The sequence below is a fragment of the Alkalithermobacter paradoxus genome, from assembly GCA_002029295.1.
Lineage (GTDB): Bacteria > Bacillota > Clostridia > Peptostreptococcales > Peptostreptococcaceae > Alkalithermobacter > Alkalithermobacter paradoxus.
Genome location: MZGW01000003.1, coordinates 241735 through 263766 on the forward strand (window position 1 = coordinate 241735; position 22032 = coordinate 263766).

The following is a 22032-nucleotide window of genomic DNA, read 5'->3' on the forward strand; positions in this document are numbered from 1 at the left end:
TATAATGGGTACAAAAAGAGCCCCTACTGTATTTTGGGGCTCTATTAAATTTAACCTGCAAATGCATACTTTACTATAAACAGTAAAGCTAGCACATATAATGAAGGCTCAACTACCTTGCCTTTTCCTGTTAGAAGTTTTATTCCAGCATAAGAAACTATTCCAAATACTAATCCTTCAGCTATACTGTATGTTAAAGGCATAAGTATTATAGTTAAGAATGCAGGTATTGCTTCTGTTAAATCGTTAAAATCTATTTTAAGCATTGATGATGCCATCATTACTCCCACTAGTATTAAAACTGGTGCAGTAGCTTCTGCTGGTATGGCTGTAAATATCGGTGCAAAGAACGTAGATATTAAGAATAATACACCTGTAGTTAAGGCAGTAAGTCCTGTTCTTCCTCCTTCTGCTATTCCTGCAGCACTTTCTACATATGTTGTTACTGTTGAAGTTCCAAGCATAGCTCCTGCTGTAGTTCCTATAGCATCTGCAAATAAAGCTTGCTTAGCTTTTGGAAGTTTTCCATCTTTGTCTAACATTTCTGCTTTACTTGCAACTCCTACTAGACATCCTATAGTATCGAATAAATCAACAAATAATAATGTGAATACTACTATCATCATATCTAAGCTGAATATTTGAGATGTTGGAACATGTGTAAATGCCATAAATATTGGTGATAGTGAAGGTGGTATATCCATTACCTTACCAGGAGATGGAACAAACCCTAATGCCATTCCTGCCACTGATGTTAATATCATTCCTATAAGGAAAGCTCCTTTTACTTTTCTTGCAAATAATACTGATGTTAAAAGTAATCCACATAAAGAAAGTACTATTAATGGACTTTGTATATGTCCAAGCGTTATTATAGCTCCACCTTGCTCTATAAGTTTTATATTTACTAAACCTATGAATGCTATGAAAAGTCCTATACCTGCACTAACTGCATTTTTTAGCACTGCTGGAATTGCATTTATTATTTTTTCACGAACATTAAAGAAAGTAAGTAATATAAATATAAGTCCTTCTATAAAAACTGCTGTTAAAGCAAACTGCCAACTATACCCCATTCCTAAAACCACTCCATAAGCAAAGAATGCGTTAAGTCCCATTCCTGGAGCTAGTGCAAATGGGTAGTTTGCTAAAAATGCCATTACGAAAGTTGCAAGTGCAGCTGATAAAGCAGTAGCAACGAATACTGCACCTCTATCCATGCCTGCATCTCCAAGTATTAATGGGTTTACAACTAATATGTATGCCATAGTCATAAAAGTTGTAATACCTGCTATTACCTCTGTTTTTACATTAGTTTTGTTTTCAGAAAGCTTAAAGATTCTATCTAAGATACCTTTAGTCTCTTTTGTTTGAGCTGTTTTTGATACCATTTCCATTTTATTTCCTCCTTTTTATACTGTATTTTTTCAAAAAAAGTGCTAGTTAAGAGCGAAGTCCTAACTAGCAAAAAGTTGAGAAGAAAAGGAAACTTCAGCTCATAGTAGAAGAATTTACGGCTCTTCTGTAGAAACTCCCAGACCATATTACCGGGATTATATGAGAAAAGTATTCTTATTAGCTTTGTATCTTTATTTTAAACTAATTATTAATTACAGTCAATACTTTTTCTGAATTTTTATTTTTATTTTTATTTTAAAGTTCATGTATTAACGAATATTATTTTTATATACTTCGTATATTATTCCCACTCTATCGTACTTGGTGGCTTACTAGTAATATCATAAACAATCCTATTTACATTAGGAACCTCATTAACTATTCTTATAGATATCTTTTCTAATACATCATAAGGTATTCTGTACCAATCACCAGTCATGCCATCACTACTTGATATAGCTCTAAGTCCTATAAGATAAGAGTATGTTCTTTCATCTCCCATAACCCCTACAGTCTTAACATCAGGAAGCACAGCAAATGCTTGCCATATTTCTCTATCAAGTCCAGCATTTTTTAGTTCTTGTCTATATATATAGTCAGCTTCTTTAAGTATATCTAGTTTCTCATCTGTTACCTCTCCTAAAACTCTAATTCCAAGTCCAGGACCAGGGAATGGATGTCTAAATATTAGATCTTCTGGTATTCCAAGATCTAATCCAACTCTTCTAACTTCATCTTTAAATAGTTCTCTTAAAGGCTCTACTATCTCAAATTTCATATCTTCTGGAAGACCACCTACGTTGTGATGACTTTTTATAACAGATGCACCACTTCCATCTCCTCCACTTTCTATTACATCAGGATATATAGTTCCTTGAACTAAGTAATCTATTTCCCCTAATTTAGTTGACTCTTCTTCGAATACTCTTATAAATTCTTCTCCAATTATCTTTCTTTTTCTTTCCGGATCAGTTACTCCTTTTAATTTATCCAAAAATCTTTCCTTAGCATTTACTCTTATAAGATTCATATTAAATCTATCTCTGAATATATTTTCTACTTCATCACCCTCATTTTTTCTTAAAAGGCCATGATCTACAAATATGCAAGTTAAATTATCTCCAATAGCTTTATGAACTAAAACTGCTGCAACAGATGAATCAACTCCACCACTTAATGCACATAACACTTTCTTGTTTCCAACTCTTTTTCTTATTTTTTCTATATTTTCCTCTATGAAAGATTCTGTAGTCCAATTGCCTTTTAGCCCACATATATTCATAAGGAAATTTTTTATTATTTTAAATCCTTCATTTGTGTGCTCAACTTCTGGATGAAACTGAACAGCATAAAGGTTTTTTTCCTTATTTTCCATAGCTGCTATTGGACAGTCCTCTGTGTGAGCCTTTATTTCAAATCCTTCTGGCATTTTATCTATAAGATCAGTATGACTCATCCAGGATATATTTTCTTTATTTATATCTCTAAACAAATCACTTTCTTTATAATTTATAACAGTTTTTCCGTACTCTCTTTTATCCCCTCTTTTTACATTTCCTCCAAGAAGATGAGCCATAAGCTGAGCTCCATAACATATTCCAAGTATAGGAATATTAAGGTCAAATATTTCTTTAGGTATAGTAGGAGCTTTATCTAAATATACACTCGAAGGTCCACCAGTAAATATTATTCCTTTAGGATTCTTACTTTTTATTTGCTCTATTGAGTAAGTATTAGGAATAACTTCACAGTACACATTACATTCCCTTACCCTCCTAGCTATAAGCTGATTGTATTGCCCTCCAAAATCTATTACAAGTACTAATTCTCTTTCCATACTAGTTACCCTCCTGAGCACTGTAATTTGGTGCTTCTTTAGTTATAGTTATATCATGCGGATGACTTTCTTTAAGTCCTGCTCCTGTTATTTTTACGAATTTTCCATTCTCCATTAAATCTTCTATAGTTGCCGTTCCACAGTACCCCATACCAGCTCTTAGTCCACCAACTAATTGATATATTATATCTGATATAGATCCTTTATAAGGAACCATGCCCTCTACACCTTCTGGTACTAATTTTTTAGAATCACTTTGGAAGTATCTATCCTTAGATCCTTTATCCATAGCTCCTATAGAACCCATTCCTCTATATGCCTTAAACGCTCTACCTTTATATATAATTCTCTCTCCAGGACTTTCTTCTGTTCCTGCAAGCAAAGACCCCATCATAACAACAGATCCACCTGCTGCTATAGCCTTTACAACATCTCCTGAATACTTAACTCCACCATCAGCTATTATAGGTACTCCATATTCTTTAGCAGCTTCAAAACAATCCATTATAGCAGTAACTTGAGGAACTCCAACCCCTGCTACAACTCTAGTAGTGCATATAGACCCTGGTCCTATACCAACTTTTACACAGTCTGCACCAGCTAATATAAGCTCTTTCGTAGCTTCATATGTAGCTACATTCCCTGCTATAACCTGAAGATTAGGATACTTTTTCTTAATAGTTTTTACACCTTCTATTACTCCTTTAGAATGTCCATGTGCTGTATCTAAAACTACAACATCTACGTTTACATTTACAAGTGCATCTACCCTATCCATCATATCAGATGTTATTCCAACTGCTGCTCCACACAAAAGTCTTCCTCTAGAATCTTTTGCAGAGTTTGGATATTGTATTTTCTTTTCTATATCCTTTATAGTTATAAGTCCTTTTAAGACCATATTATCATCAACTATAGGAAGCTTTTCTATTTTGTTTGATTTTAGTATACTTTGAGCTTCATCTAGTGTTATTCCTTCTTTTGCAACTATTAGATTTTCTTTAGTCATAGCATCTTCTATCTTCTTAGAGAAGTTTTCTTCAAATCTAATATCTCTATTAGTAATTATCCCTACTAATTTTTTATTATCATCAACTATCGGAACGCCAGATATTCTATATCTTGCCATAAGCTCATCTGCATCAGCTATTGTATGGTCTTTACTAAGATAAAAAGGATCTACAATTACTCCATGTTCACTTCTTTTAACCTTGTCAACTTCAAGGCATTGTTCCTCTATGCTCATGTTTTTGTGTATTATCCCTATTCCACCTTCTCTAGCCATAGCTATAGCCATTTTAGATTCAGTAACAGTGTCCATACCAGCACTCATTAATGGAATGTTAAGCTTTATAGACTTTGTTAAATAAGTAGATGTGTCTACGTTCTTTGGAAGAACTTCAGATCTTTGAGGAACTAATAGTACATCATCGAAAGTTAATCCTTCTTTTAGTATCTTACCCATGATTATCACCCCAATAGTTTATTTAGTAGCTAGTACTTTGAAAAAAAGAGCCTATATAATGATTTCACACGTGAAATCATTATATAGGCTCTCCATCAGTATATATTATATTAGGCAAACTCATAGGGATAATTAATCAGCCTACAAACCCACCTACTTTATATACCTATAATAACAATTTCACCCATAGTCGAGAATTTTACGGTTTCTCGGTAGAGACTTTCGGACCATATTACCGAAGTTATACGAGCGAATTAATTTTTAAATTGTATGCTAATTAATTTATCAGAGTTTTTTTTAGTTGTCAATATATTTTGGAATAATTAAAAATAATGTAAAATTTTCTTAATTTTTATCGTTTCTTGGGTTATTTGCGAGAAATAAGTTTTATATATTTACTTGTTTCATAATTTATTTCATCATAAACTTTTCTTATTGGTATATCAAAATTCTCACTTATAACCTTACACTCTTCATACTCTGGGGTATATTTTAATACCCTACCATCATAATATGCTACTTTGATAGATATATTACCAAATTTTGTTTTTATCTTTATAATTTTTCTATCGAGTACTTTTCTGTTTAACTGTTTATATCTAACCCCAAATGTTGTAGTTTCTTTTAGTATTTCTGTACACACTTTATCTAAATCATCTTTCTTACACAAAACAGAAAGCTTTACAGCTGGTCTATTTTTCTTCATATATATACTTTGTGTATATATATCAAGTGCACCTATATTTAGAATCTTATCATATAAATATGAATATATTTCTCCATTCATATCATCTATATTAGCTTCTACTTCATATATTACATTTTCTTTTTTTTTACACCCTTTATAACTCTTAACATATTAGGAATTTCAAGCTTTTTCTTACCCATTCCATAACCTACAGAGTCTACCTCAAACTCTAATTCATCTACAAATTCATCTACCAAAGTTTTTAGTATTGCAGCTCCAGTTGGTGTAGTTATCTCACCTTTTATGGTATTTAGTTTAACATTCATTCCTTTTAGTATTTCTAAAGTAGCAGGAGCCGGAACAGGCATAATTCCATGATCGCATTTTACAAATCCACTTCCTAAAGGAATAATAGATGAATATATCTTGTCAGGCTTTAACATATCTATAAGTATTGCACATCCAACTATATCTACTATTGAATCTGTTGCTCCAACTTCATGAAAGTGAACTTTATCTACAGTAGTGCCATGGACCTTAGCTTCTGCTATTGCAACATTCATGAATATATCTTTTGATATGCTCTTTGCATTTTCGCTTATATCTGAATCATCTATTATTTTATATATATCGCTTAAATGTCTATGGTGATGATGACCATCATGACTATGATTATGCTTTAATATTACATTCACATCAGTTCCTTGTATTCCACTTTCAGTTCTTGAAGTTATAACTATTTCAAATTCATCATCTATATTTAATTTTGAAAGCTCACTCAAAAACTCATCTTTATCAAGTCCAAGATCAAGAAGTGCTCCAAGCGTCATATCCCCTGAAATTCCTGAATTGCATTGAAAATATAATATATTCTCCATAATACCCTCCTAAAGTTTATTTATCATACTAGCAAGATACCCTGCTCCAAAGCCATTATCTATATTTACAACCGATATTCCTGATGCACAGCTGTTTAGCATAGTTAAAAGTGAAGATAATCCCTTAAAATTAGCTCCATATCCAACAGATGTTGGAACTGCTATAACAGGAACGTCAACAAGTCCACCAACAACACTAGGAAGTGCTCCTTCCATTCCAGCTACTGCTATTATAACTCTAGCAGACATAATCTTTTCCATATTATTAAAAAGTCTATGTATTCCAGCAACCCCTACATCATAAATTCTTTCTACATCATTACCTAAGAATTTAGCAGTATGATAAGCTTCATCGGCAACTGGTATATCGCAAGTACCACCAGTAAGTACTAATATTTTTCCCTTGCCTACATTCTGTATATTCTTATTTTCAACTTTTATAATTCTAGCAAGCTCCTCATATTGTATATTTGGATATATTTTTTTTAGATAATCATATGTTTTTTTATTTATCCTAGTAACAAGTATATTGCTTCCTTTTTCCATCATCTTTTCCATTATACCTGCTATTTGCTCATCCGTTTTTCCTTCTCCATAGATAACTTCAGGATATCCATTTCTTATACTTCTGTGGTGATCTACTTTTGCATATTCTATGTCCTCAAAAGGAAGATTTCTAAGTTTTTTTAAAGCTTCGTCTATTTCTATATTCCCATTTTTTACATCTAGAAGCATTTCTTTTAAGTCCATTTAATCACTCCTATTTATTTTATATTAACTTGATTTTATAATAATAGAATATTTTTTGCAATTGAGTAGAAAATTTAAAATGTTGAGTTTATTTTGAAATTGTTGTAGAAATATGGTATAAATAAATTATACATATAGTTTTTTTAATACGACGAAATGTCTAGGAGGTATTTATATGGATATTAATTTAATTGGAGTTCCTATTTTTTATGGGTGTGATAAAGAAGGCCCACAGTTTGGACCTGATAAACTTAGAGAAAAAAATATAGTAAGCGTTCTAAAAAAGCACAATCATAAGGTATACGACCTTGGAAATATTCACGTTCCTAAAGTTAGTGTAAAAGATAAGTTCTCTTACCATTCTAACATGAAATACCTAAAACCTATAGTTACTGCTAACACTAATCTTGCTCACGTAGTAAATATGTCTATAAAAAATAACAACTTCCCTCTTATAATAGGTGGGGACCATAGTATAGGTCTAGGAAGTATATCTGGAGTTAGCAGCTCTTATAAAAATATAGGAGTTATATGGTTAGATGCTCATGCTGATATTAACACTCACGAAACAAGTCCTAGCGGAAATGTTCATGGTATGCCACTTGGAGCGTCTATGGGAATAGGCCACGAAGATCTTACAAACTTATATTATGGGGAAGCTAAGGTTCGTCCTGAAAACGTTTTTATTTTGGGCGCTAGAGATATAGACTCTGGAGAAATTGATTTAATAAAAGAAAAAAATATAAATGTATATTCTCCAAAGGAAATTCGTGAAATAGGTATAGAAAATCTTGTTAACTCTATATTAGACAAACTTAAAGCAAATGATGTAGATGCTATTCATCTAAGCTTTGATATGGACTTTATAGATTCAAGTTATGTTCCTGGTACTGGAACTCCTGTTAGTAATGGATTTAATGTAGATGAAACAAAGCTTCTTCTTAGAAAATTAGTTCAAACTGACATGATAAAATCTATGGATTTTGTAGAGCTTAACACTCTCCTTGATGAGGGTGATAGAACTTCAGATTTAGCTATTGAAATTTTAGATTCAGTTTTTGAGTGCATAAAATAAGGAGACCATAACGGTCTCCTTTTTATTACATCATTGGCATTCCGCCACCCATTCCTCCTGGCATTGGAGCTTCTTTTTCTGGAAGATCTACAACAGCAGCTTCAGTAGTTAAGAATACTCCTCCTACTGATGCAGCATTTTGAAGAGCTGATCTTGTAACTTTAGTTGGGTCTACTATGCCAGCTTCTATCATATTTACATAAGTTTCATTTAATGCATCAAATCCTATTTCTGGATCAGAGTTTTTAACTTTTTCTACTATAACAGCTCCCTCAAGTCCACAGTTTACTGCTATTTGTTTTAGAGGCTCTTCTAAAGCTTTTCTTATTATTTTAGCTCCAGTTTTTACTTCTCCTTCTAGAGAATCTACTAATGCTTCTACTGCTGGTATTACGCTAACAAGTGCAGTTCCTCCACCTGCTACTATACCTTCTTCTACAGCAGCTCTAGTAGCATTTAAAGCATCTTCTATTCTTAATTTTCTTTCTTTTAATTCTGTTTCTGTAGCAGCTCCAACTTTTATTACAGCTACTCCACCAGAAAGCTTAGCAAGTCTTTCTTGTAATTTTTCTTTATCAAATTCAGAAGTAGTTTCTTCTATTTGTCTTCTTATTTGACTTACTCTATCCTTAATTTCTTGAGGATTTCCAGCTCCATCTACTATTATAGTATTTTCTTTTGTAACTTTAACAGTTTCAGCTCTACCTAATAAGCTTAAATCTGCTTCTTTAAGGTCATATCCTAATTCTTCAGAGATTACTTGACCTCCAGTTAAGATAGCTATATCTTTAAGCATATCTTTTCTTCTATCTCCAAATCCTGGAGCTTTAACAGCTACAACTTCAAATGTTCCTCTTAACTTGTTAACAACAAGTGTAGCTAAAGCTTCTCCTTCAACATCTTCAGATATTATAAGAAGTTTTCTTCCTTGTTGTACTATTTGCTCAAGTATAGGTAGTATTTCTTGGATATTAGATATTTTCTTATCTGTAATTAATATATACGGATTATTTAATACAGCTTCCATCTTCTCTACATCAGTTACCATGTATGGAGAAAGATATCCTCTGTCAAACTGCATACCTTCAACAGTATCAAGTTCTGTTCCCATTGATTTAGACTCTTCAACAGTTATAACTCCATCTTTGCCTACTTTTTCCATAGCGTCTGCTATTAATTTACCTACTTCTTCATCTCCTGCAGATATAGCAGCAACTTGAGCTATAGATTCTTTGCTTTCTATAGTTCTTGATACTTTCTTTAATTCATCAACTGCAACATCAACAGCTTTTTGTATACCTTTTCTAAGTAATATCGGGTTAGAACCAGCTGCTACATTCTTTAATCCTTCTCTTATAATAGCTTGAGCTAAAACAGTAGCTGTAGTAGTACCGTCTCCTGCTACATCGTTAGTTTTAGTAGCAACTTCTTTAACAAGTTGTGCACCCATATTTTCGTATCTGTCTTCAAGCTCTATTTCTCTAGCTATAGTAACACCGTCATTTGTTATAAGTGGTGAACCAAACTTTTTATCTAATATAACGTTTCTTCCTTTTGGTCCAAGTGTAACCTTTACAGCATCTGCTAATTTATTAACTCCATTTTCTAAAGCACGTCTTGCTTCTTCAGAGAATCTAATTTCTTTAGCCATTTTTACCCCTCCTATTATTTATTATATATATTATCTATTCAACAACTGCTAATATATCATTTTGTCTTAATATAGTGTATTCTTGTCCTTCTAACTTAACTTCAGTTCCAGCATATTTAGAGAATATAACTTTGTCTCCAACTTTAACTTCCATCTTGATTTCTTTTCCTTCAACAACTCCTCCTGGTCCTACTTCCACTACTTCTGCCATTTGAGGTTGTTCTTTAGCACTTCCTGGTAAAACTATACCGCTTTTAGTTTTTTCCTCTGCTTCTAACTTCTTAATAACAACTCTGTCAGCTAATGGTTTAATCTTCATTTTTACCCCTCCTTATGTATAATCAATAATAATGTATATTCATATTTATTAGCACTCTATCTTACTGAGTGCTAACCTCACTTATAATATTATAAAAAAAAAACTTACTTTGCAAGATATTTTTTATTATTTTTTTCAGAAATTTTGTTTAATTATAAACGTAATTATAGGGACAGATTTGCCCCTATAATATTGGAGATAACAACCTAGATGCTGATTCTTTTATTTTTTGAATCATAGGTCTATTTATATATTCATCTAGAGTTATTTCTTTACTATCTTCTATATCCTTTACAAAATCATCTAAAAGCTCCTTAGCTATTTGTTTATCGTATATAAATCCATTTATTTCAAAATTCAGCATAAAACTTCTCATATCCATATTAGCAGTACCTACAGAAGATATATCATCGTCTAAAATCAATATCTTAGAGTGTAAAAATCCCTTTTGGTACAAATATACTTTGCCACCTGCTTTTAGTATATCCTTAAAGTAGGATAAAGATGCTAAATAAACTACTTTATTATCTGGTTTTCCTGGGAATATAATCTTAACATCTACTCCACTTAAAGCAGCACTTTTGAGAGCCATAAGTATGCTTTCATCAGGTATAAAGTAAGGGGTTTGGATATATATTCTCTTTTTAGCTTGACATATTGCAGTAAAATAAGCTTGATGTATGGCTTCCCAATCAGAATCTGGACCGCTTGAAACTATTTGAACTATACTTTCCCCACAAAATCCTAGGCGTGGAAAGTATTTCTTATCGAATAGAAGTGTTTTGCTTGAAAAGTACCAGTCAAATAAAAACGTTAGCTGCATCATATATACAGCTTCTCCCTCTATCTTCATATGAGTATCTCTCCAAAATCCAAATCTTTTACTTTTTCCTAAATACTCATCTCCTATATTTATTCCACCAATGTATCCTATTTTTCCATCTATTACTGTTATTTTTCTATGATTTCTATAATTTATTTTTCTATTTAAGAAAGGTAGTAGTGATGGCAAAAAAGGATATATCTTTACCCCTTCTTTTCTCATTTCATCAAAGAAGCTCTTTTTGAACCACAATCTCCACGATCCAACATCATCGTATAGAATTCTAACATCTATTCCCTCTTTAGCTTTCCTAACAAGGATTTCTTTTATCGTTCTTCCTATTTGAGAATCTTTTATTATATAGTATTCCATGTGAATATGATCTTTTGCATTTTCCAAATCATTTGCAAGTTCATTAAATTTTTCTTCACCGTTTGTGAGTATTTTTATTTTGTTGTTGAGTGTAAATGGAGATCTACCCATATTGAGCAAAAGGTTCATTATCCTTTTCTTTGCAAATGAACCTTCATCATCAAATAGCAAATTTTCTGTTATTGCATTTTTTTGTATAGCAACTAAATTTTCAAATTCTTTAATACTTTTGAATGTGTTAGAAGATTTCAGTTCTAAAAGCAGCTTTTGAGTTTTGAATATCTTCTTTTTTCTTATATTCTGGCCAAATAGAAGATATATAATAAATCCTGAAACAGGAAATAGTATAAAGACCAAAAGCCAAGCTATTGTTTTGGCTGGATCTCTATTTTCTAGAAATATAATTATAGATACAGATGCGACAGAAATCGTAAATATAATTCCAACTATCCACCAAAGGTAATTTAATACATCCATATTACCCTCCTATCTCTTTCTTCCTATACCCAACTCCCTTGCATAATAAAATAAATACTGCTGAGCAAAGCCCGAAATGTCTTTGAATTTATTTATACCGTACTCTCTTATTTTATTCAAGCTCATTTCTTCATCTAAATAAAATTCTTCCATAACTCTCTTTACCCAAACATCTACTGGAAACGTATCGTATTTTTGCATTGAAAATAGCATGATGCAGTCTGCAACTTTTGGTCCTACTCCACAAAACATCATAAGTTCACTTTTACACATATCTGTGTTTAGATTCTTTAGGTTATATATGTTTGTTTGTTTATTTTCTACTATGAAAGCAGTGTCTTTTATATATGTAGATCTATATCCTGTTCCACACTTTTCTATTTCTTCTACTGAAAGTGAATTCATCTTTTCAATAGTAGGAAATGCATAATATTTCTTTCCTTTGTACTCTCCTATTTCTTTTCCATATAATCTAGATAAATTTTCTATAGATTTTTTTATCATAGGAATTCTGTTATTTGCTGATATTATAAATGATATTAAAATTTCCCAAGGATCTTGATTTAGTATTCTTATTCCACTTCCAAAATTCACAGCTTTCTCAAGATATGTATCTATTTTTCTAAGTTTATCTTTTATCTTACCGTAATCTCTATGTAAATCAAAATATTCATACCATATACTATGAAATTCATTTACATTAGTATTATTAAAATATATTTTATTCTTATCTTTTTTTATATTAAGTATTCTTTCAAATGCAACTATTGTATACGACTCATCTTCTTCTTTTTCCCATCTGAAGCATTGTCCACATTCAAATATATGTTCGGGTTCAAAATGCTCTAAGTTTTCAACTACTACAGAGTTATTTTCTTCATATATATTCATAAAATCATTCCTTTCTAAAGCTATTATATTTAATTTACCCAAAAACTTTTATTTTAAGCTAGTGAAGGAGTTTTGTTTATTCATCTAGAATTTTTGATTTAACATACATATATATGGAGGAATTTTGATGAACCTTTTAAAACAGACAATTAATTCTATATCAAAACTTGATTATTTTCATATGGAAGAATCTAAAAAAAGACTTGATAGCCTTATAAAACCTGTAGGTAGCCTTGGTAAGCTAGAAGATATATGTATCAAACTATCAGGCATATATCAAAGTAAGTATTTTGACGTTCAAAAAAAAGCTATAATAGCTTTTGCAGCTGATCATGGAGTTTACGAAGAAGGTGTAAGCCCTGTTCCACAAGCTATCACCAAAATTCAAATACCTAACTATGTTAAGGGAGTAAGCGGAGTAGGTGTACTTTCTAAATTTGCAGGTGCAAAGGTTGTAGCTGTAGATGTTGGTATAAACTGTGATGAAAAGTTAGAAGGAGTTTTAGATTATAAAATAAGGAAGGGAACAGATAATATGAGCAAGGGCCCTTCTATGAGTAAAGAAGAAGCGATAAAAAGTATAGAAATAGGAATAGAGATTGCTAATAATCTAATAGATGAGGGATATAAGGTTCTTGGAATCGGAGAAATGGGAATAGGCAATACAACTCCATCTACTGCTATAATTTCTGTATTTGGAGATTTTAACCCTAAGGATATAACAGGAATGGGTTGTGGATTAGATTCAAACGGAATAGTTCATAAAGCAAATGTGATCGAAAAATCAATAAAACTTAACTGTCCAGATAAAAAAGATGCTCTAGATGTGCTATCTAAAGTTGGAGGATTTGAAATAGGTAGTATGGCTGGTGTTATACTTGCAGCAAGCTCAAGAAGAGTTCCAGTTGTTATAGATGGATTCATTTCATATGCATCTGCTTTAATTGCATATAATCTGTGTCCTTTATGTAAAGACTATATTATAGCTTCTCACTTTTCTGCTGAACCTGCTTCACAAAAAGCATTATCGCTCTTAGGGCTTGATCCTATGCTTAATATGAATATGAGATTAGGAGAAGGTTCTGGAGCAGCACTAGCTTTTAATATTATAGATGCAGCTAACTATATGTATGAAAATATGCTTACTTTTGAAGAAGCTAATATGAATATATAAAGGGGCTAACTAGCCCCTTTTAAAATACAGAAGTTAAACCTATTATAACTTCTTTATTTATAATATCTTCATTTATTCCAGTTATATCAAATCCGTTTTTGATTAAGAAATTTATAGCTGGATAATTCTTAGAGTCCACTTCAACATAAACACCCTTTGAATTTACATATCTTGCATATCCTTTAGAAGATTTTATAAGTTTTTTTCCTATATTATCTCTTCTTTTATCTTCCCTTACCCATATATTCATGATTACAGCCATTTTGTTCATTTCTTCGTATCCCATTTGTATAAAGCCTATTATTTCGCCCTGTTGCTCTATTACATTTATATGAACTTCTTTTAGATAGTTATCTTCAATATTGATACTTAATTCTCTTTTTATAACATGTCCTATATCTTTTAAATCTAAATCAAAGGTCATTCCTGATCTTTTCAGTATATATTCTTTATCGCTTTCATAGTAGTACTCTATATTTCTTATCAAATCATACTCATTTTGTTCTAATTTTCTTATTAGCATAATTCCACTCCTTATATAGATTTTTAATAAAAAAGTATTTTTTTGAAAGATTTTAAAGGTAGACTTTTTTGAAATTCATAACGGAAATTATAAATTATCCACAATTCAAAAAGTTTATAATTTCCTATTCATTATAAAAAAGTAGGAGCTACGCTCCTACTTTTGCCAACGAATCTTTTAATCTGTCAGGATGTACCGGCTTTATTATAAAGTCAGTAGCTCCATTTTTTATAGCTTCTATTATTTTATCATGCTGACCTATATCAGATATCATTATAACCTTAGCATTTGTATCAATCTTAATTATTTCTTTAAGTGCCTCTATACCATTCATTTTAGGCATGGTTATATCCATAGTAACTAAATCTGGATTCAGCTCTACGTACTTCTCTACTGCTTCTTTTCCGTTACTAGCCTCTCCTACAACTTCATATCCCAACTGTCTTATATTATCAGTTAAAAAATTCCTCATAAATGTGGCGTCATCTACGATTAATACCTTCATTGTTTCCCGCCTTTCATAGTTATTGCTAATAACATTCTAACATGATTTTATCAAAATTTCAATGTATCTTTTAATCATGAGTACATATTTCCAGATACATTTTATAGCTTATTTTGTAGAATTAAATCTATTTTTTTGATAAACTATTCTACATGATTATATTTATAGAAGGTGATTACATTGAAGGAAAATGTCAGAAAAGGCATTCTAGTTTCTGTAGAGGGCCCTATAGGTGTAGGTAAAACTACACTAACTAATATATTAAGTTCTCATTTTAATGCTCATACCTTAATGGAAATTGTTGAGGAAAATCCGTTTTTATCAAATTTTTATAAGAATATAAAAGAGTATGCTCTTCAGACAGAAACTTTCTTTTTCTTTAACAGAGTGAAGCAGTTAGAGGATATTGAAAAAGTTCTTAGGAAAGGAAATACCGTTATTAGCGATTACAATATAATCAAAAACTTGATATTTGCTGGACTTACTTTAAACAAAAAACAATTCCACAAATACAAACAAGTTTACGATGTATTTGTAAGTGGCCTGCCTCAATCAGATATAATAGTGTATTTAACATCAGATACCGATACTCTAATGAAAAAAATTTCTCTTAGAGATAGAAGTTTTGAGAGAAAAATGGATAGATCTTATATAGATAATTTGAGAGAGGAATATGAATATTACTTCAACGAAAGATCTATAAAACACTACTTCGGAGAAAAGACTCCAAGAATAATACGAGTTGATAACTCTAATTTAGATTTTATAAATAATGAAGAACACAGAAATATGATAATAAAACAAATACAAAAAGAGATTGATTTTTTAGGAGGAAAATAATGCTAAATCTTGTTACTCACCCTGAATATATAAAAACTGAAAATGAAGGGAATTTATTTATAACTGTTGCGGGAAATGTTGGTGCTGGAAAATCCACGCTTACTAAAATGCTTGGGGAAAAATTAAATTTTAAGACACATTTTGAAAAAGTAGACACAAACCCATATCTAGATGATTTTTATACTGATCAAGAAAAATGGGGTTTTCACCTTCAACTTTACTTTCTAGCTCAAAGATTCAAACAGCAAAAAGAAATATCTTGTAATGGATTTGATAATATTCAAGATAGAAGTATATATGAAGACGTAGAGATATTCGCAAAGTCCCTTTATGAAAACGGAAAAATGAATAAAAGAGATTTTGAAACTTACACTGAACTTTTCTACGATATGATCCCTTATCTTAAAAAACCTGATCTTATGATATATTTAACTGGGTCTATAGATTCTATAATAAGTAGGATAAATACAAGAGGAAGAGACATGGAAAAAAGAGTTTCAAAAGACTACTGGGAAAATCTTCATAGAAGATATGATCATTGGATAAAAAATTATAAAGAATCTCCTGTTCTTTATGTAAATATAGATGAAGTTGATATTATAGAAAATCCTCATCACTTAGATATAATAGCATCTAAGGTATTAGATATACTTAAACTTAATAAAGCTATATAAACTTTAAACCCCTTCACAATAATTATGAGAGAAGGGGTTTGAAATTTAACTTTATCTACTACCTGGTTTCACAAAAGGTATATTATCTTTGCAAAGCTTACAATCTGATTCATCAAAAGTTTCTATATCAAGCTTTATCGCACTATATATAGGCATTCCTATATCAGTGCTGCTTCTATCTATAATACACGCTACTCCTATAACTTCTCCGCCCATACTTTCTATAGCTTCCTTTGTTTCAAGTGTAGACTTTCCTGTTGTTACTACATCTTCAGTTATAAGTACTTTAGCTCCTTTTTCTATCTCAAATCCCCTTCTTATCTGCATTAATCCATCTTTTCTTTCTGCAAATATTGACTCTTTACCTAGTTGTCTTCCAAGTTCGTACGAAACTAATATTCCACCCATTGCAGGCCCAACTAATATATCTATATCAATATCTTTTATTTTATCTGCAACAACTTTAAGTACCTTTTCTGCTTTGTCTGGATATCTAAGTATCTTAGCACACTGAACATATCTATTGCTATGCTTTCCTGATGATAATAAAAAGTGTCCTTCAAGTAATGCTCCACATTCTTTTAATATGTTTTCCATAGTATCTCCTCCTAAATTATCCCTCTTATTTCATCTAGCGATTTTATATTTTCTTTTTTCATATATTCATTTATGCCATCTATTATATCTATACCTATCCTAGGATTTATAAAGTTTGCAGTTCCTACCTGAATACAAGTAGCTCCTGCCATTATAAATTCCAAAGCATCTTTATGATTGCTTATACCTCCCATTCCCACAACAGGAATTGATACATTCTTACAAACCTGATGAACCATTCTAAGTGCCATTGGCTTTATACAAGGACCTGAAAGTCCTGCATACATATTATCAAATATAGCCTTTCTTTTATCTATATCTATAGCCATTCCCATAAATGTATTTACTAATGATACTCCATCTGCTCCTTCTTCTTCGCACATAACCGCCATATTCACTATATTTTCTGCATTAGGAGATAATTTTACTATCAAAGGAACATTACAAACATCTCTTACTTTTCTAACTACTTGTCTTGCAATATCAGTTCTTATTCCAAATGCTATACCGCCTTCTTTTACATTAGGACAAGATATATTAAGCTCTATTGCATCAACATTGTTCTTACAGGCTATTTCTACACTTTCTATATATTCATCTATAGTAGATCCACCTATATTTACAATGCTTACAGTATCAAGTAATTTTAAATAATCATTATACTCCTCTACAAATTTATCAATACCTGGATTTTCAAGCCCTACACTATTTAGCATACCAGATGCTGTTTCCCAAACTCTAATTCCATTATTTCCATCTCTTTTATTAAGTGTTATTCCTTTGGTACATATGCCCCCAAGCTTTTGAATATCATATATTCTTTCATACTCTTTCCCAAATCCAAATGTACCAGATGCCATAACAACTGGGTTTTTAAAGTTTAGTTTTCCGAATTTCACACTTAAATTAGGCATCAAATATCACCTCATCTCCTAAGAAAACAGGTCCATCTAAACATGTCTTCTTATTCCCTCCCTTTGTCTTACATGTACACACTAAACAGCCCCCAACTCCACAAGCCATTCTTTTTTCTATCGATACATATACTTTTGTTTTTTTATCTCTTGCCATATCTACTATCTTCTTCATCATAGGCATAGGCCCACAAGTCATTATATAATCATACTCTGATACATCTAATATATCAGTTATGTTCTTACCTACTGTTACATAGAATCTATCAGATAAGTCCCTATACTCATCCAAAAGTATAGCCTCTTTACTAAATCCCATATATATATCAACATTTTTTAATGTTTTAGCAGCTAGATATAAAGGTGCTACTCCCATTCCACCTCCAACTAAAGCTATCTTGCCTTCAACTTTTGGAAATGTATTGCCGTAAGGGCCTTCTAACTTAATAGTATCATCACTCTTTAACTTGCTTAGTATCTTTGTTCCTTCCCCAACTACCTTATATAAAAAGCTTATATAATTATCTCCTATATCATGTATACTTATAGGCCTTGAAAGAAGTGGATGCTTATCCCAAGCCCTTAACATATAAAACTGTCCCATACTTCCTTCAAATTTCCCTTGTACTTTAAGAAGGTACATACCTTCACCAATGTATTCATTAGAAATTACCTTAGCCATTTCAGTATGTCCTCCCTCATATTTATAACTTCTCTTCTAGAAAATTCACTAAAATTTACTCCTTCTTCTTTTCCTTTATGAGCTGTTATTATTCCTCTTGAAGAATTTACAACTCCACTCATGTTTTTCCCTAAAAGATGTGCTATATCTTTAGCACTCCCCCCTTGTTCTCCATACCCAGGTATTAAGAAGAACATATTATTAAATCTATTCTTTATATTTATCATTTCATCAAAATGTGTTCCCCCAATAACACCACCTATACAGCTAAATCCACTTTCTCCTATATATTCACTTCCCCAACTAGTTACTTTTTGTCCTACCTTAACATATAGTTTTTCATCATTTACTTTAAGCTCCTGAAAATCGTTAGAACTTTCATTTGATGTTTTTATTAGTACAAATAATCCCTTATCCTTATTTTTTACATATTCAAAGTAAGGGCTTACAGCATCAACTCCCATATATGGGCTTACAGTTATAAAGTCACATTCAAAATCTCCTTCAAAGTGAGCTTTTGCGTACATCTTTGCAGTTGATGATATATCTCCTCTTTTTATATCACCTATTGATATTCCCTTGATATCCTTTATATATTTTAAAGTTTTGCTGTATGCCATAAGGCCTTCAATTCCTAGTGCCTCATAGCAAGCTATCTGTAGTTTGTAGCATGAACAAACATCAAAAGTTGCATCTATTATACTTTTATTAAACTCAAATATCTTATCTTGTATTGATTTTGTGCTATTTAATATATATTCTGGAATATACTCAAGTCTGGTATCAAGGCCTACGCATACTGGCCCTTTTTCTATTACACTTTGGTAAAGTTTATCTATTATCATAAAGAATCGCCCCGCCTTTTATAGTCATTTTTACTTCTCCACATACCTCATAACCATCGAATGGATTATTTTTTCCCTTAGATATAAATTTGCTAGTATCTATTTTATATTTTTTATTTAAGTCAACTAAAACCAAATCCGCTACATATCCTTCTTTTATAAGCCCACACTTTAAATTTAATATCCTAGCTGGATTATAACTCATCATTTCACTTAGCTTATTTATTGATATGTCATTTTCCTTAAAAACTCTATATACCATCGAAAAAGCTACTTCTATATTTGATATTCCCGGTGCATTATTTTTTTTATCTTCCATGCTGTGTGGTGCATGATCCGTTCCTATAATATCTATATATCCTTCTTTTATTCCTTGTATTAATGCACCTACATCTTCTGTAGTTGCAAAGCTAGGATTGACCTTATAATCTATGTTGCTCTTAAATATGTGGTGTGGTGTTACCTCACAAGTAAATTTTATATTCTTATCCTTAAACTCTCTTATCGTATCTAATGTACTTTTTAGACTTATATGGCATATATGAAGATTTCCACCTACATCTTCTAAAATTTCAAGATCTCTTCTTACTATCTCCTCTTCAGAATCGCAGTGAGTTAACACCTTAAAGTTCATATCTTTTGATAACTTAAGAGCTTTTCTCATAATATCTTCATTTTCTATTGTTTTCCCATCGTCAGAAAACAATTTAGTGTATTTTATCATCTTATCAAAGTCTACAGTTTCTACTCCGTCTAAATTTTTAGTTACAGAACTTATTTGAACAACATTGCATAGATTAAGGTTTTTCACTTTCTCATTTATAAATTCCATTACATCTTCGTTATCGCAAACTGGATTTGTATTAGCCATTGCACAAAGAGTTGTAAATCCACCTTTCAATGCTGCTCTTTGACCACTTTCTAAATCCTCTTTATATTCATATCCAGGAGTTCTAAGATGTGTATGCATATCTACAAACGAAGGAAGTAGTGTTAGCCCTTTAGCATCTATACTTTCATACTCTGATCTAATGTTTTGGCCAACTTCTTTTATTATTCCATTTTCAATCATTACATCTGCATGCATATCCCTAGTAGCATCAATTACATTTACATTCTTTATTAATAAATTCATATAGACACCCTGCAATCGCAGTATTCGCATTTATATTCTTTATTTTCTTTATCTACAAGCACAAATTCTATATCTTCTATATTCTCAACAGTACTTATGCATCTAGGGTTTTTGCATTTTAATGTTCCTTTTATTTTTTGTGGCAATCTTAGTTGTATTTTTTCTCTTATCTTTCCGTCTTCAATTATATTTATAGTTATATTTGGATCTATAAGTCCTAGTATATGAACATCTAGATTTATCTCGTTCTCTATTTTTATAATGTCTTTTTTATCCATTTTATTAGAGCTTACATTCTTTAAAAGTGCAGTGCTATATTCAGCTTTGTGAAGTCCTAATTCTTTAAATATTTTGTATCCACAACCTGATTTAATATGGTCTATTACTATTCCTCTTTTTATGCTAGTTACATTAAGCATCTATCTCAACCCCCAAAAGTTTAATTATAAGAGCCATTCTAACAAACATTCCAAATTTAGCTTGATCAAAGTATACACTTTTACTATCTTCATCTACTTCTGTGGCTATCTCATTTACTCTTGGAAGTGGGTGCATTATTATCATATCTTTTTTAGATTTTTCTATTTTCTGTTTAGTTAGTACATAACTATCTTTCAATCTTAGATAATCTTCTTCATTAAAAAATCTTTCTTTCTGAACCCTAGTCATATAAAGTATATCTATATCATCTATGACTTCTTCTAAGTTCGTAGTTTCTATATATGAATTAGAATCTATCTCATCTTTTATATATTCTGGAATTTTTAGTTCTGGTGGGGATATAAATATGAATTTAGTATTTTCATATTTATTCATAGCTTTAACTAAAGAATGAACTGTTCTTCCAAACTTTAAATCTCCACAAACTGCAACTGTGTGACTTGAAAGTTTGCCTTTTAATGAATTTATTGTAAGTAAATCTGTAAGAGTTTGGGTGGGATGATGATGTCCTCCATCACCAGCATTTACCAAAGGAATTGTTGAGTATTTAGAAGCAAGCTTAGGTGCTCCTTCTTTTGGGTGTCTCATAACCGCTAAATCAGCATAACAAGCTATAGTTCTTATTGTGTCTGCAATACTTTCTCCTTTTGATACAGATGATCCATTAGGATCAGAAAATCCTATTATGCTTCCTCCTAATCTAAGCATAGCTACTTCAAAACTAAATCTCGTTCTAGTAGAAGGCTCATAAAATAGTGTAGCTAATACTTTTCCTTTGCATACATCACTATATCTTTCTGGATTGATTATTATTTCTTTAGATAAGTCTAATATTTCTCTTATCTCATCTAAAGAAAATTCTTCTAAATCGATTAGATGCTTTCCTTTTAACATTTTATTTCCTCCTTTTTTAGCCTCTCTGGACTATTTTAAAAGACAAAAAGCCTCCCTACATTTTGGCGTAGGAAGGCATAGATATCCCTAGATATTATTTAATAACCTTCCTAGCCTCTCTGGACTAGCTTAAAGATAACATTTTCTTTATAAGATAATATCACCTAGAAGATACATTGTCAAT

Annotated in this window: 23 protein-coding genes and 2 riboswitches; of the genes, 4 read left to right on the forward strand and 19 right to left on the reverse strand. The window is 31.3% G+C overall.

The genetic code is table 11. The annotated features are described in order from the left end of the window. Positions 1-50: 50 nt before the first annotated feature. The 6 genes from CLOTH_RS05780 to larB all read right to left on the reverse strand — a co-directional run bounded on the left by CLOTH_RS05780 (position 51) and on the right by larB (position 7016). Positions 51-1397 (reverse strand): NCS2 family permease, encoded by a 1347-nt coding sequence (locus tag CLOTH_RS05780; RefSeq protein ID WP_143715429.1) that lies wholly within the window; start codon positions 1395-1397, stop codon positions 51-53. A gap of 82 nt (positions 1398-1479) precedes the next feature. After that, positions 1480-1581: riboswitch (purine riboswitch) on the reverse strand. 118 nt (positions 1582-1699) lie between these two features. Beyond that, entirely contained in the window at positions 1700-3235 is a 1536-nt protein-coding gene (gene guaA / locus CLOTH_RS05785; RefSeq protein ID WP_079412058.1) for a glutamine-hydrolyzing GMP synthase, read from the reverse strand. A 1-nt stretch (position 3236) separates the two neighbouring features. Continuing rightward, positions 3237-4700 (reverse strand): IMP dehydrogenase, encoded by a 1464-nt coding sequence (gene guaB, locus CLOTH_RS05790; protein ID WP_079412060.1) that lies wholly within the window; start codon positions 4698-4700, stop codon positions 3237-3239. A gap of 167 nt (positions 4701-4867) precedes the next feature. Continuing rightward, positions 4868-4969: riboswitch (purine riboswitch) on the reverse strand. Positions 4970-5067: 98 nt separating this feature from the next. Continuing rightward, entirely contained in the window at positions 5068-5517 is a 450-nt protein-coding gene (gene larC2 / locus CLOTH_RS10735; RefSeq protein ID WP_456297649.1) for a nickel pincer cofactor biosynthesis protein LarC2, read from the reverse strand. Further along, on the reverse strand, positions 5517-6266 hold the full coding sequence (larC, locus tag CLOTH_RS10740) for a nickel pincer cofactor biosynthesis protein LarC (RefSeq protein ID WP_331722026.1): 750 nt from the start codon (positions 6264-6266) through the stop codon (positions 5517-5519). The genes larC2 and larC overlap by 1 nt, the downstream gene beginning before the upstream one ends. A 9-nt stretch (positions 6267-6275) precedes the next feature. Then, complete coding sequence (larB, locus tag CLOTH_RS05800) at positions 6276-7016, reverse strand: nickel pincer cofactor biosynthesis protein LarB (protein ID WP_079412062.1); 741 nt, start codon at positions 7014-7016, stop codon at positions 6276-6278. 175 nt (positions 7017-7191) lie between these two features. On the opposite strand from larB, the gene rocF reads away from it, so the two are divergent. After that, positions 7192-8091, forward strand: coding sequence for an arginase (rocF, locus tag CLOTH_RS05805; RefSeq protein ID WP_079412064.1), 900 nt, complete (start codon positions 7192-7194; stop codon positions 8089-8091). Between the two features lie 25 nt (positions 8092-8116). Here rocF and groL read toward each other — a convergent pair whose 3' ends face one another. The 4 genes from groL to CLOTH_RS05825 all read right to left on the reverse strand — a co-directional run bounded on the left by groL (position 8117) and on the right by CLOTH_RS05825 (position 12624). Continuing rightward, positions 8117-9742, reverse strand: a complete 1626-nt coding sequence (gene groL, locus CLOTH_RS05810) for a chaperonin GroEL (RefSeq protein ID WP_079412066.1) — start codon at positions 9740-9742, stop codon at positions 8117-8119. Between the two features lie 34 nt (positions 9743-9776). Then, complete coding sequence (gene groES, locus CLOTH_RS05815) at positions 9777-10061, reverse strand: co-chaperone GroES (RefSeq protein ID WP_079412069.1); 285 nt, start codon at positions 10059-10061, stop codon at positions 9777-9779. A 184-nt stretch (positions 10062-10245) separates the two neighbouring features. Then, positions 10246-11733 carry a cardiolipin synthase gene (cls, locus tag CLOTH_RS05820; RefSeq protein ID WP_079412071.1) on the reverse strand — a complete coding sequence of 496 codons (1488 nt, stop codon included), beginning with the start codon at positions 11731-11733 and terminating at the stop codon, positions 10246-10248. A gap of 9 nt (positions 11734-11742) precedes the next feature. Further along, positions 11743-12624: a DNA-3-methyladenine glycosylase family protein gene (locus CLOTH_RS05825; RefSeq protein ID WP_079412073.1), complete on the reverse strand. Its 882-nt coding sequence runs from the start codon at positions 12622-12624 to the stop codon at positions 11743-11745. A gap of 127 nt (positions 12625-12751) precedes the next feature. Between CLOTH_RS05825 and cobT the strand changes: the two genes are divergently transcribed. Continuing rightward, positions 12752-13798 carry a nicotinate-nucleotide--dimethylbenzimidazole phosphoribosyltransferase gene (cobT, locus tag CLOTH_RS05830; protein WP_079412075.1) on the forward strand — a complete coding sequence of 349 codons (1047 nt, stop codon included), beginning with the start codon at positions 12752-12754 and terminating at the stop codon, positions 13796-13798. A 19-nt stretch (positions 13799-13817) separates the two neighbouring features. On the opposite strand, the gene CLOTH_RS05835 is transcribed toward cobT, so the two are convergent. Together CLOTH_RS05835 and CLOTH_RS05840 are read right to left on the reverse strand one after the other, a co-directional pair. Beyond that, on the reverse strand, positions 13818-14321 hold the full coding sequence (locus CLOTH_RS05835) for a GNAT family N-acetyltransferase (RefSeq protein WP_079412077.1): 504 nt from the start codon (positions 14319-14321) through the stop codon (positions 13818-13820). Between the two features lie 148 nt (positions 14322-14469). Continuing rightward, a complete protein-coding gene (locus CLOTH_RS05840) occupies positions 14470-14826 on the reverse strand; it encodes a response regulator (protein WP_079412079.1) in 357 nt (118 codons plus the stop codon). A 180-nt stretch (positions 14827-15006) separates the two neighbouring features. On the opposite strand from CLOTH_RS05840, the gene CLOTH_RS05845 reads away from it, so the two are divergent. Both CLOTH_RS05845 and CLOTH_RS05850 read left to right on the forward strand, forming a co-directional pair. Next, entirely contained in the window at positions 15007-15666 is a 660-nt protein-coding gene (locus CLOTH_RS05845; protein WP_079412081.1) for a deoxynucleoside kinase, read from the forward strand. Beyond that, a complete protein-coding gene (locus CLOTH_RS05850; protein ID WP_079412083.1) occupies positions 15666-16340 on the forward strand; it encodes a deoxynucleoside kinase in 675 nt (224 codons plus the stop codon). The genes CLOTH_RS05845 and CLOTH_RS05850 overlap by 1 nt, the downstream gene beginning before the upstream one ends. Before the next feature lie 51 nt (positions 16341-16391). Here the strand turns inward: CLOTH_RS05850 and pyrE are convergent, their stop codons facing one another. The 7 genes from pyrE to pyrB are packed head-to-tail and all read right to left on the reverse strand — an operon-like array spanning position 16392 to position 21848. Next, positions 16392-16937, reverse strand: coding sequence for an orotate phosphoribosyltransferase (gene pyrE, locus CLOTH_RS05855; RefSeq protein ID WP_079412084.1), 546 nt, complete (start codon positions 16935-16937; stop codon positions 16392-16394). Positions 16938-16948: 11 nt separating this feature from the next. Continuing rightward, entirely contained in the window at positions 16949-17851 is a 903-nt protein-coding gene (locus tag CLOTH_RS05860) for a dihydroorotate dehydrogenase (protein WP_079412085.1), read from the reverse strand. Beyond that, a complete protein-coding gene (locus CLOTH_RS05865) occupies positions 17844-18533 on the reverse strand; it encodes a dihydroorotate dehydrogenase electron transfer subunit (RefSeq protein WP_079412086.1) in 690 nt (229 codons plus the stop codon). Before CLOTH_RS05865 ends, CLOTH_RS05860 begins: the two co-directional genes overlap by 8 nt. Next, entirely contained in the window at positions 18521-19378 is an 858-nt protein-coding gene (gene pyrF / locus CLOTH_RS05870; protein ID WP_079412087.1) for an orotidine-5'-phosphate decarboxylase, read from the reverse strand. Before pyrF ends, CLOTH_RS05865 begins: the two co-directional genes overlap by 13 nt. After that, positions 19365-20513: a dihydroorotase gene (locus CLOTH_RS05875; protein ID WP_079412088.1), complete on the reverse strand. Its 1149-nt coding sequence runs from the start codon at positions 20511-20513 to the stop codon at positions 19365-19367. The genes pyrF and CLOTH_RS05875 overlap by 14 nt, the downstream gene beginning before the upstream one ends. Beyond that, on the reverse strand, positions 20510-20932 hold the full coding sequence (locus tag CLOTH_RS05880) for an aspartate carbamoyltransferase regulatory subunit (protein WP_079412089.1): 423 nt from the start codon (positions 20930-20932) through the stop codon (positions 20510-20512). Before CLOTH_RS05880 ends, CLOTH_RS05875 begins: the two co-directional genes overlap by 4 nt. Continuing rightward, on the reverse strand, positions 20925-21848 hold the full coding sequence (gene pyrB / locus CLOTH_RS05885; protein ID WP_079412090.1) for an aspartate carbamoyltransferase: 924 nt from the start codon (positions 21846-21848) through the stop codon (positions 20925-20927). Before pyrB ends, CLOTH_RS05880 begins: the two co-directional genes overlap by 8 nt. Positions 21849-22032 lie beyond the last annotated feature (184 nt).

What these genes read in the sequence shown, in the direction of transcription:
- CLOTH_RS05780 (WP_143715429.1), bottom strand. Translation starts at nt 1,397, where the DNA reads ATGGAAATGGTATCAAAAACAGCTCAAACAAAAGAGACTAAAGGTATC.
- guaA (WP_079412058.1), bottom strand. Translation starts at nt 3,235, where the DNA reads ATGGAAAGAGAATTAGTACTTGTAATAGATTTTGGAGGGCAATACAAT.
- guaB (WP_079412060.1), bottom strand. Translation starts at nt 4,700, where the DNA reads ATGGGTAAGATACTAAAAGAAGGATTAACTTTCGATGATGTACTATTA.
- larC (WP_331722026.1), bottom strand. Translation starts at nt 6,266, where the DNA reads ATGGAGAATATATTATATTTTCAATGCAATTCAGGAATTTCAGGGGAT.
- larB (WP_079412062.1), bottom strand. Translation starts at nt 7,016, where the DNA reads ATGGACTTAAAAGAAATGCTTCTAGATGTAAAAAATGGGAATATAGAA.
- rocF (WP_079412064.1), top strand. Translation starts at nt 7,192, where the DNA reads ATGGATATTAATTTAATTGGAGTTCCTATTTTTTATGGGTGTGATAAA.
- groL (WP_079412066.1), bottom strand. Translation starts at nt 9,742, where the DNA reads ATGGCTAAAGAAATTAGATTCTCTGAAGAAGCAAGACGTGCTTTAGAA.
- groES (WP_079412069.1), bottom strand. Translation starts at nt 10,061, where the DNA reads ATGAAGATTAAACCATTAGCTGACAGAGTTGTTATTAAGAAGTTAGAA.
- cls (WP_079412071.1), bottom strand. Translation starts at nt 11,733, where the DNA reads ATGGATGTATTAAATTACCTTTGGTGGATAGTTGGAATTATATTTACG.
- CLOTH_RS05825 (WP_079412073.1), bottom strand. Translation starts at nt 12,624, where the DNA reads ATGAATATATATGAAGAAAATAACTCTGTAGTAGTTGAAAACTTAGAG.
- cobT (WP_079412075.1), top strand. Translation starts at nt 12,752, where the DNA reads ATGAACCTTTTAAAACAGACAATTAATTCTATATCAAAACTTGATTAT.
- CLOTH_RS05835 (WP_079412077.1), bottom strand. Translation starts at nt 14,321, where the DNA reads ATGCTAATAAGAAAATTAGAACAAAATGAGTATGATTTGATAAGAAAT.
- CLOTH_RS05840 (WP_079412079.1), bottom strand. Translation starts at nt 14,826, where the DNA reads ATGAAGGTATTAATCGTAGATGACGCCACATTTATGAGGAATTTTTTA.
- CLOTH_RS05850 (WP_079412083.1), top strand. Translation starts at nt 15,666, where the DNA reads ATGCTAAATCTTGTTACTCACCCTGAATATATAAAAACTGAAAATGAA.
- pyrE (WP_079412084.1), bottom strand. Translation starts at nt 16,937, where the DNA reads ATGGAAAACATATTAAAAGAATGTGGAGCATTACTTGAAGGACACTTT.
- CLOTH_RS05860 (WP_079412085.1), bottom strand. Translation starts at nt 17,851, where the DNA reads ATGCCTAATTTAAGTGTGAAATTCGGAAAACTAAACTTTAAAAACCCA.
- CLOTH_RS05865 (WP_079412086.1), bottom strand. Translation starts at nt 18,533, where the DNA reads ATGGCTAAGGTAATTTCTAATGAATACATTGGTGAAGGTATGTACCTT.
- pyrF (WP_079412087.1), bottom strand. Translation starts at nt 19,378, where the DNA reads ATGATAATAGATAAACTTTACCAAAGTGTAATAGAAAAAGGGCCAGTA.
- CLOTH_RS05875 (WP_079412088.1), bottom strand. Translation starts at nt 20,513, where the DNA reads ATGAATTTATTAATAAAGAATGTAAATGTAATTGATGCTACTAGGGAT.
- CLOTH_RS05880 (WP_079412089.1), bottom strand. Translation starts at nt 20,932, where the DNA reads ATGCTTAATGTAACTAGCATAAAAAGAGGAATAGTAATAGACCATATT.
- pyrB (WP_079412090.1), bottom strand. Translation starts at nt 21,848, where the DNA reads ATGTTAAAAGGAAAGCATCTAATCGATTTAGAAGAATTTTCTTTAGAT.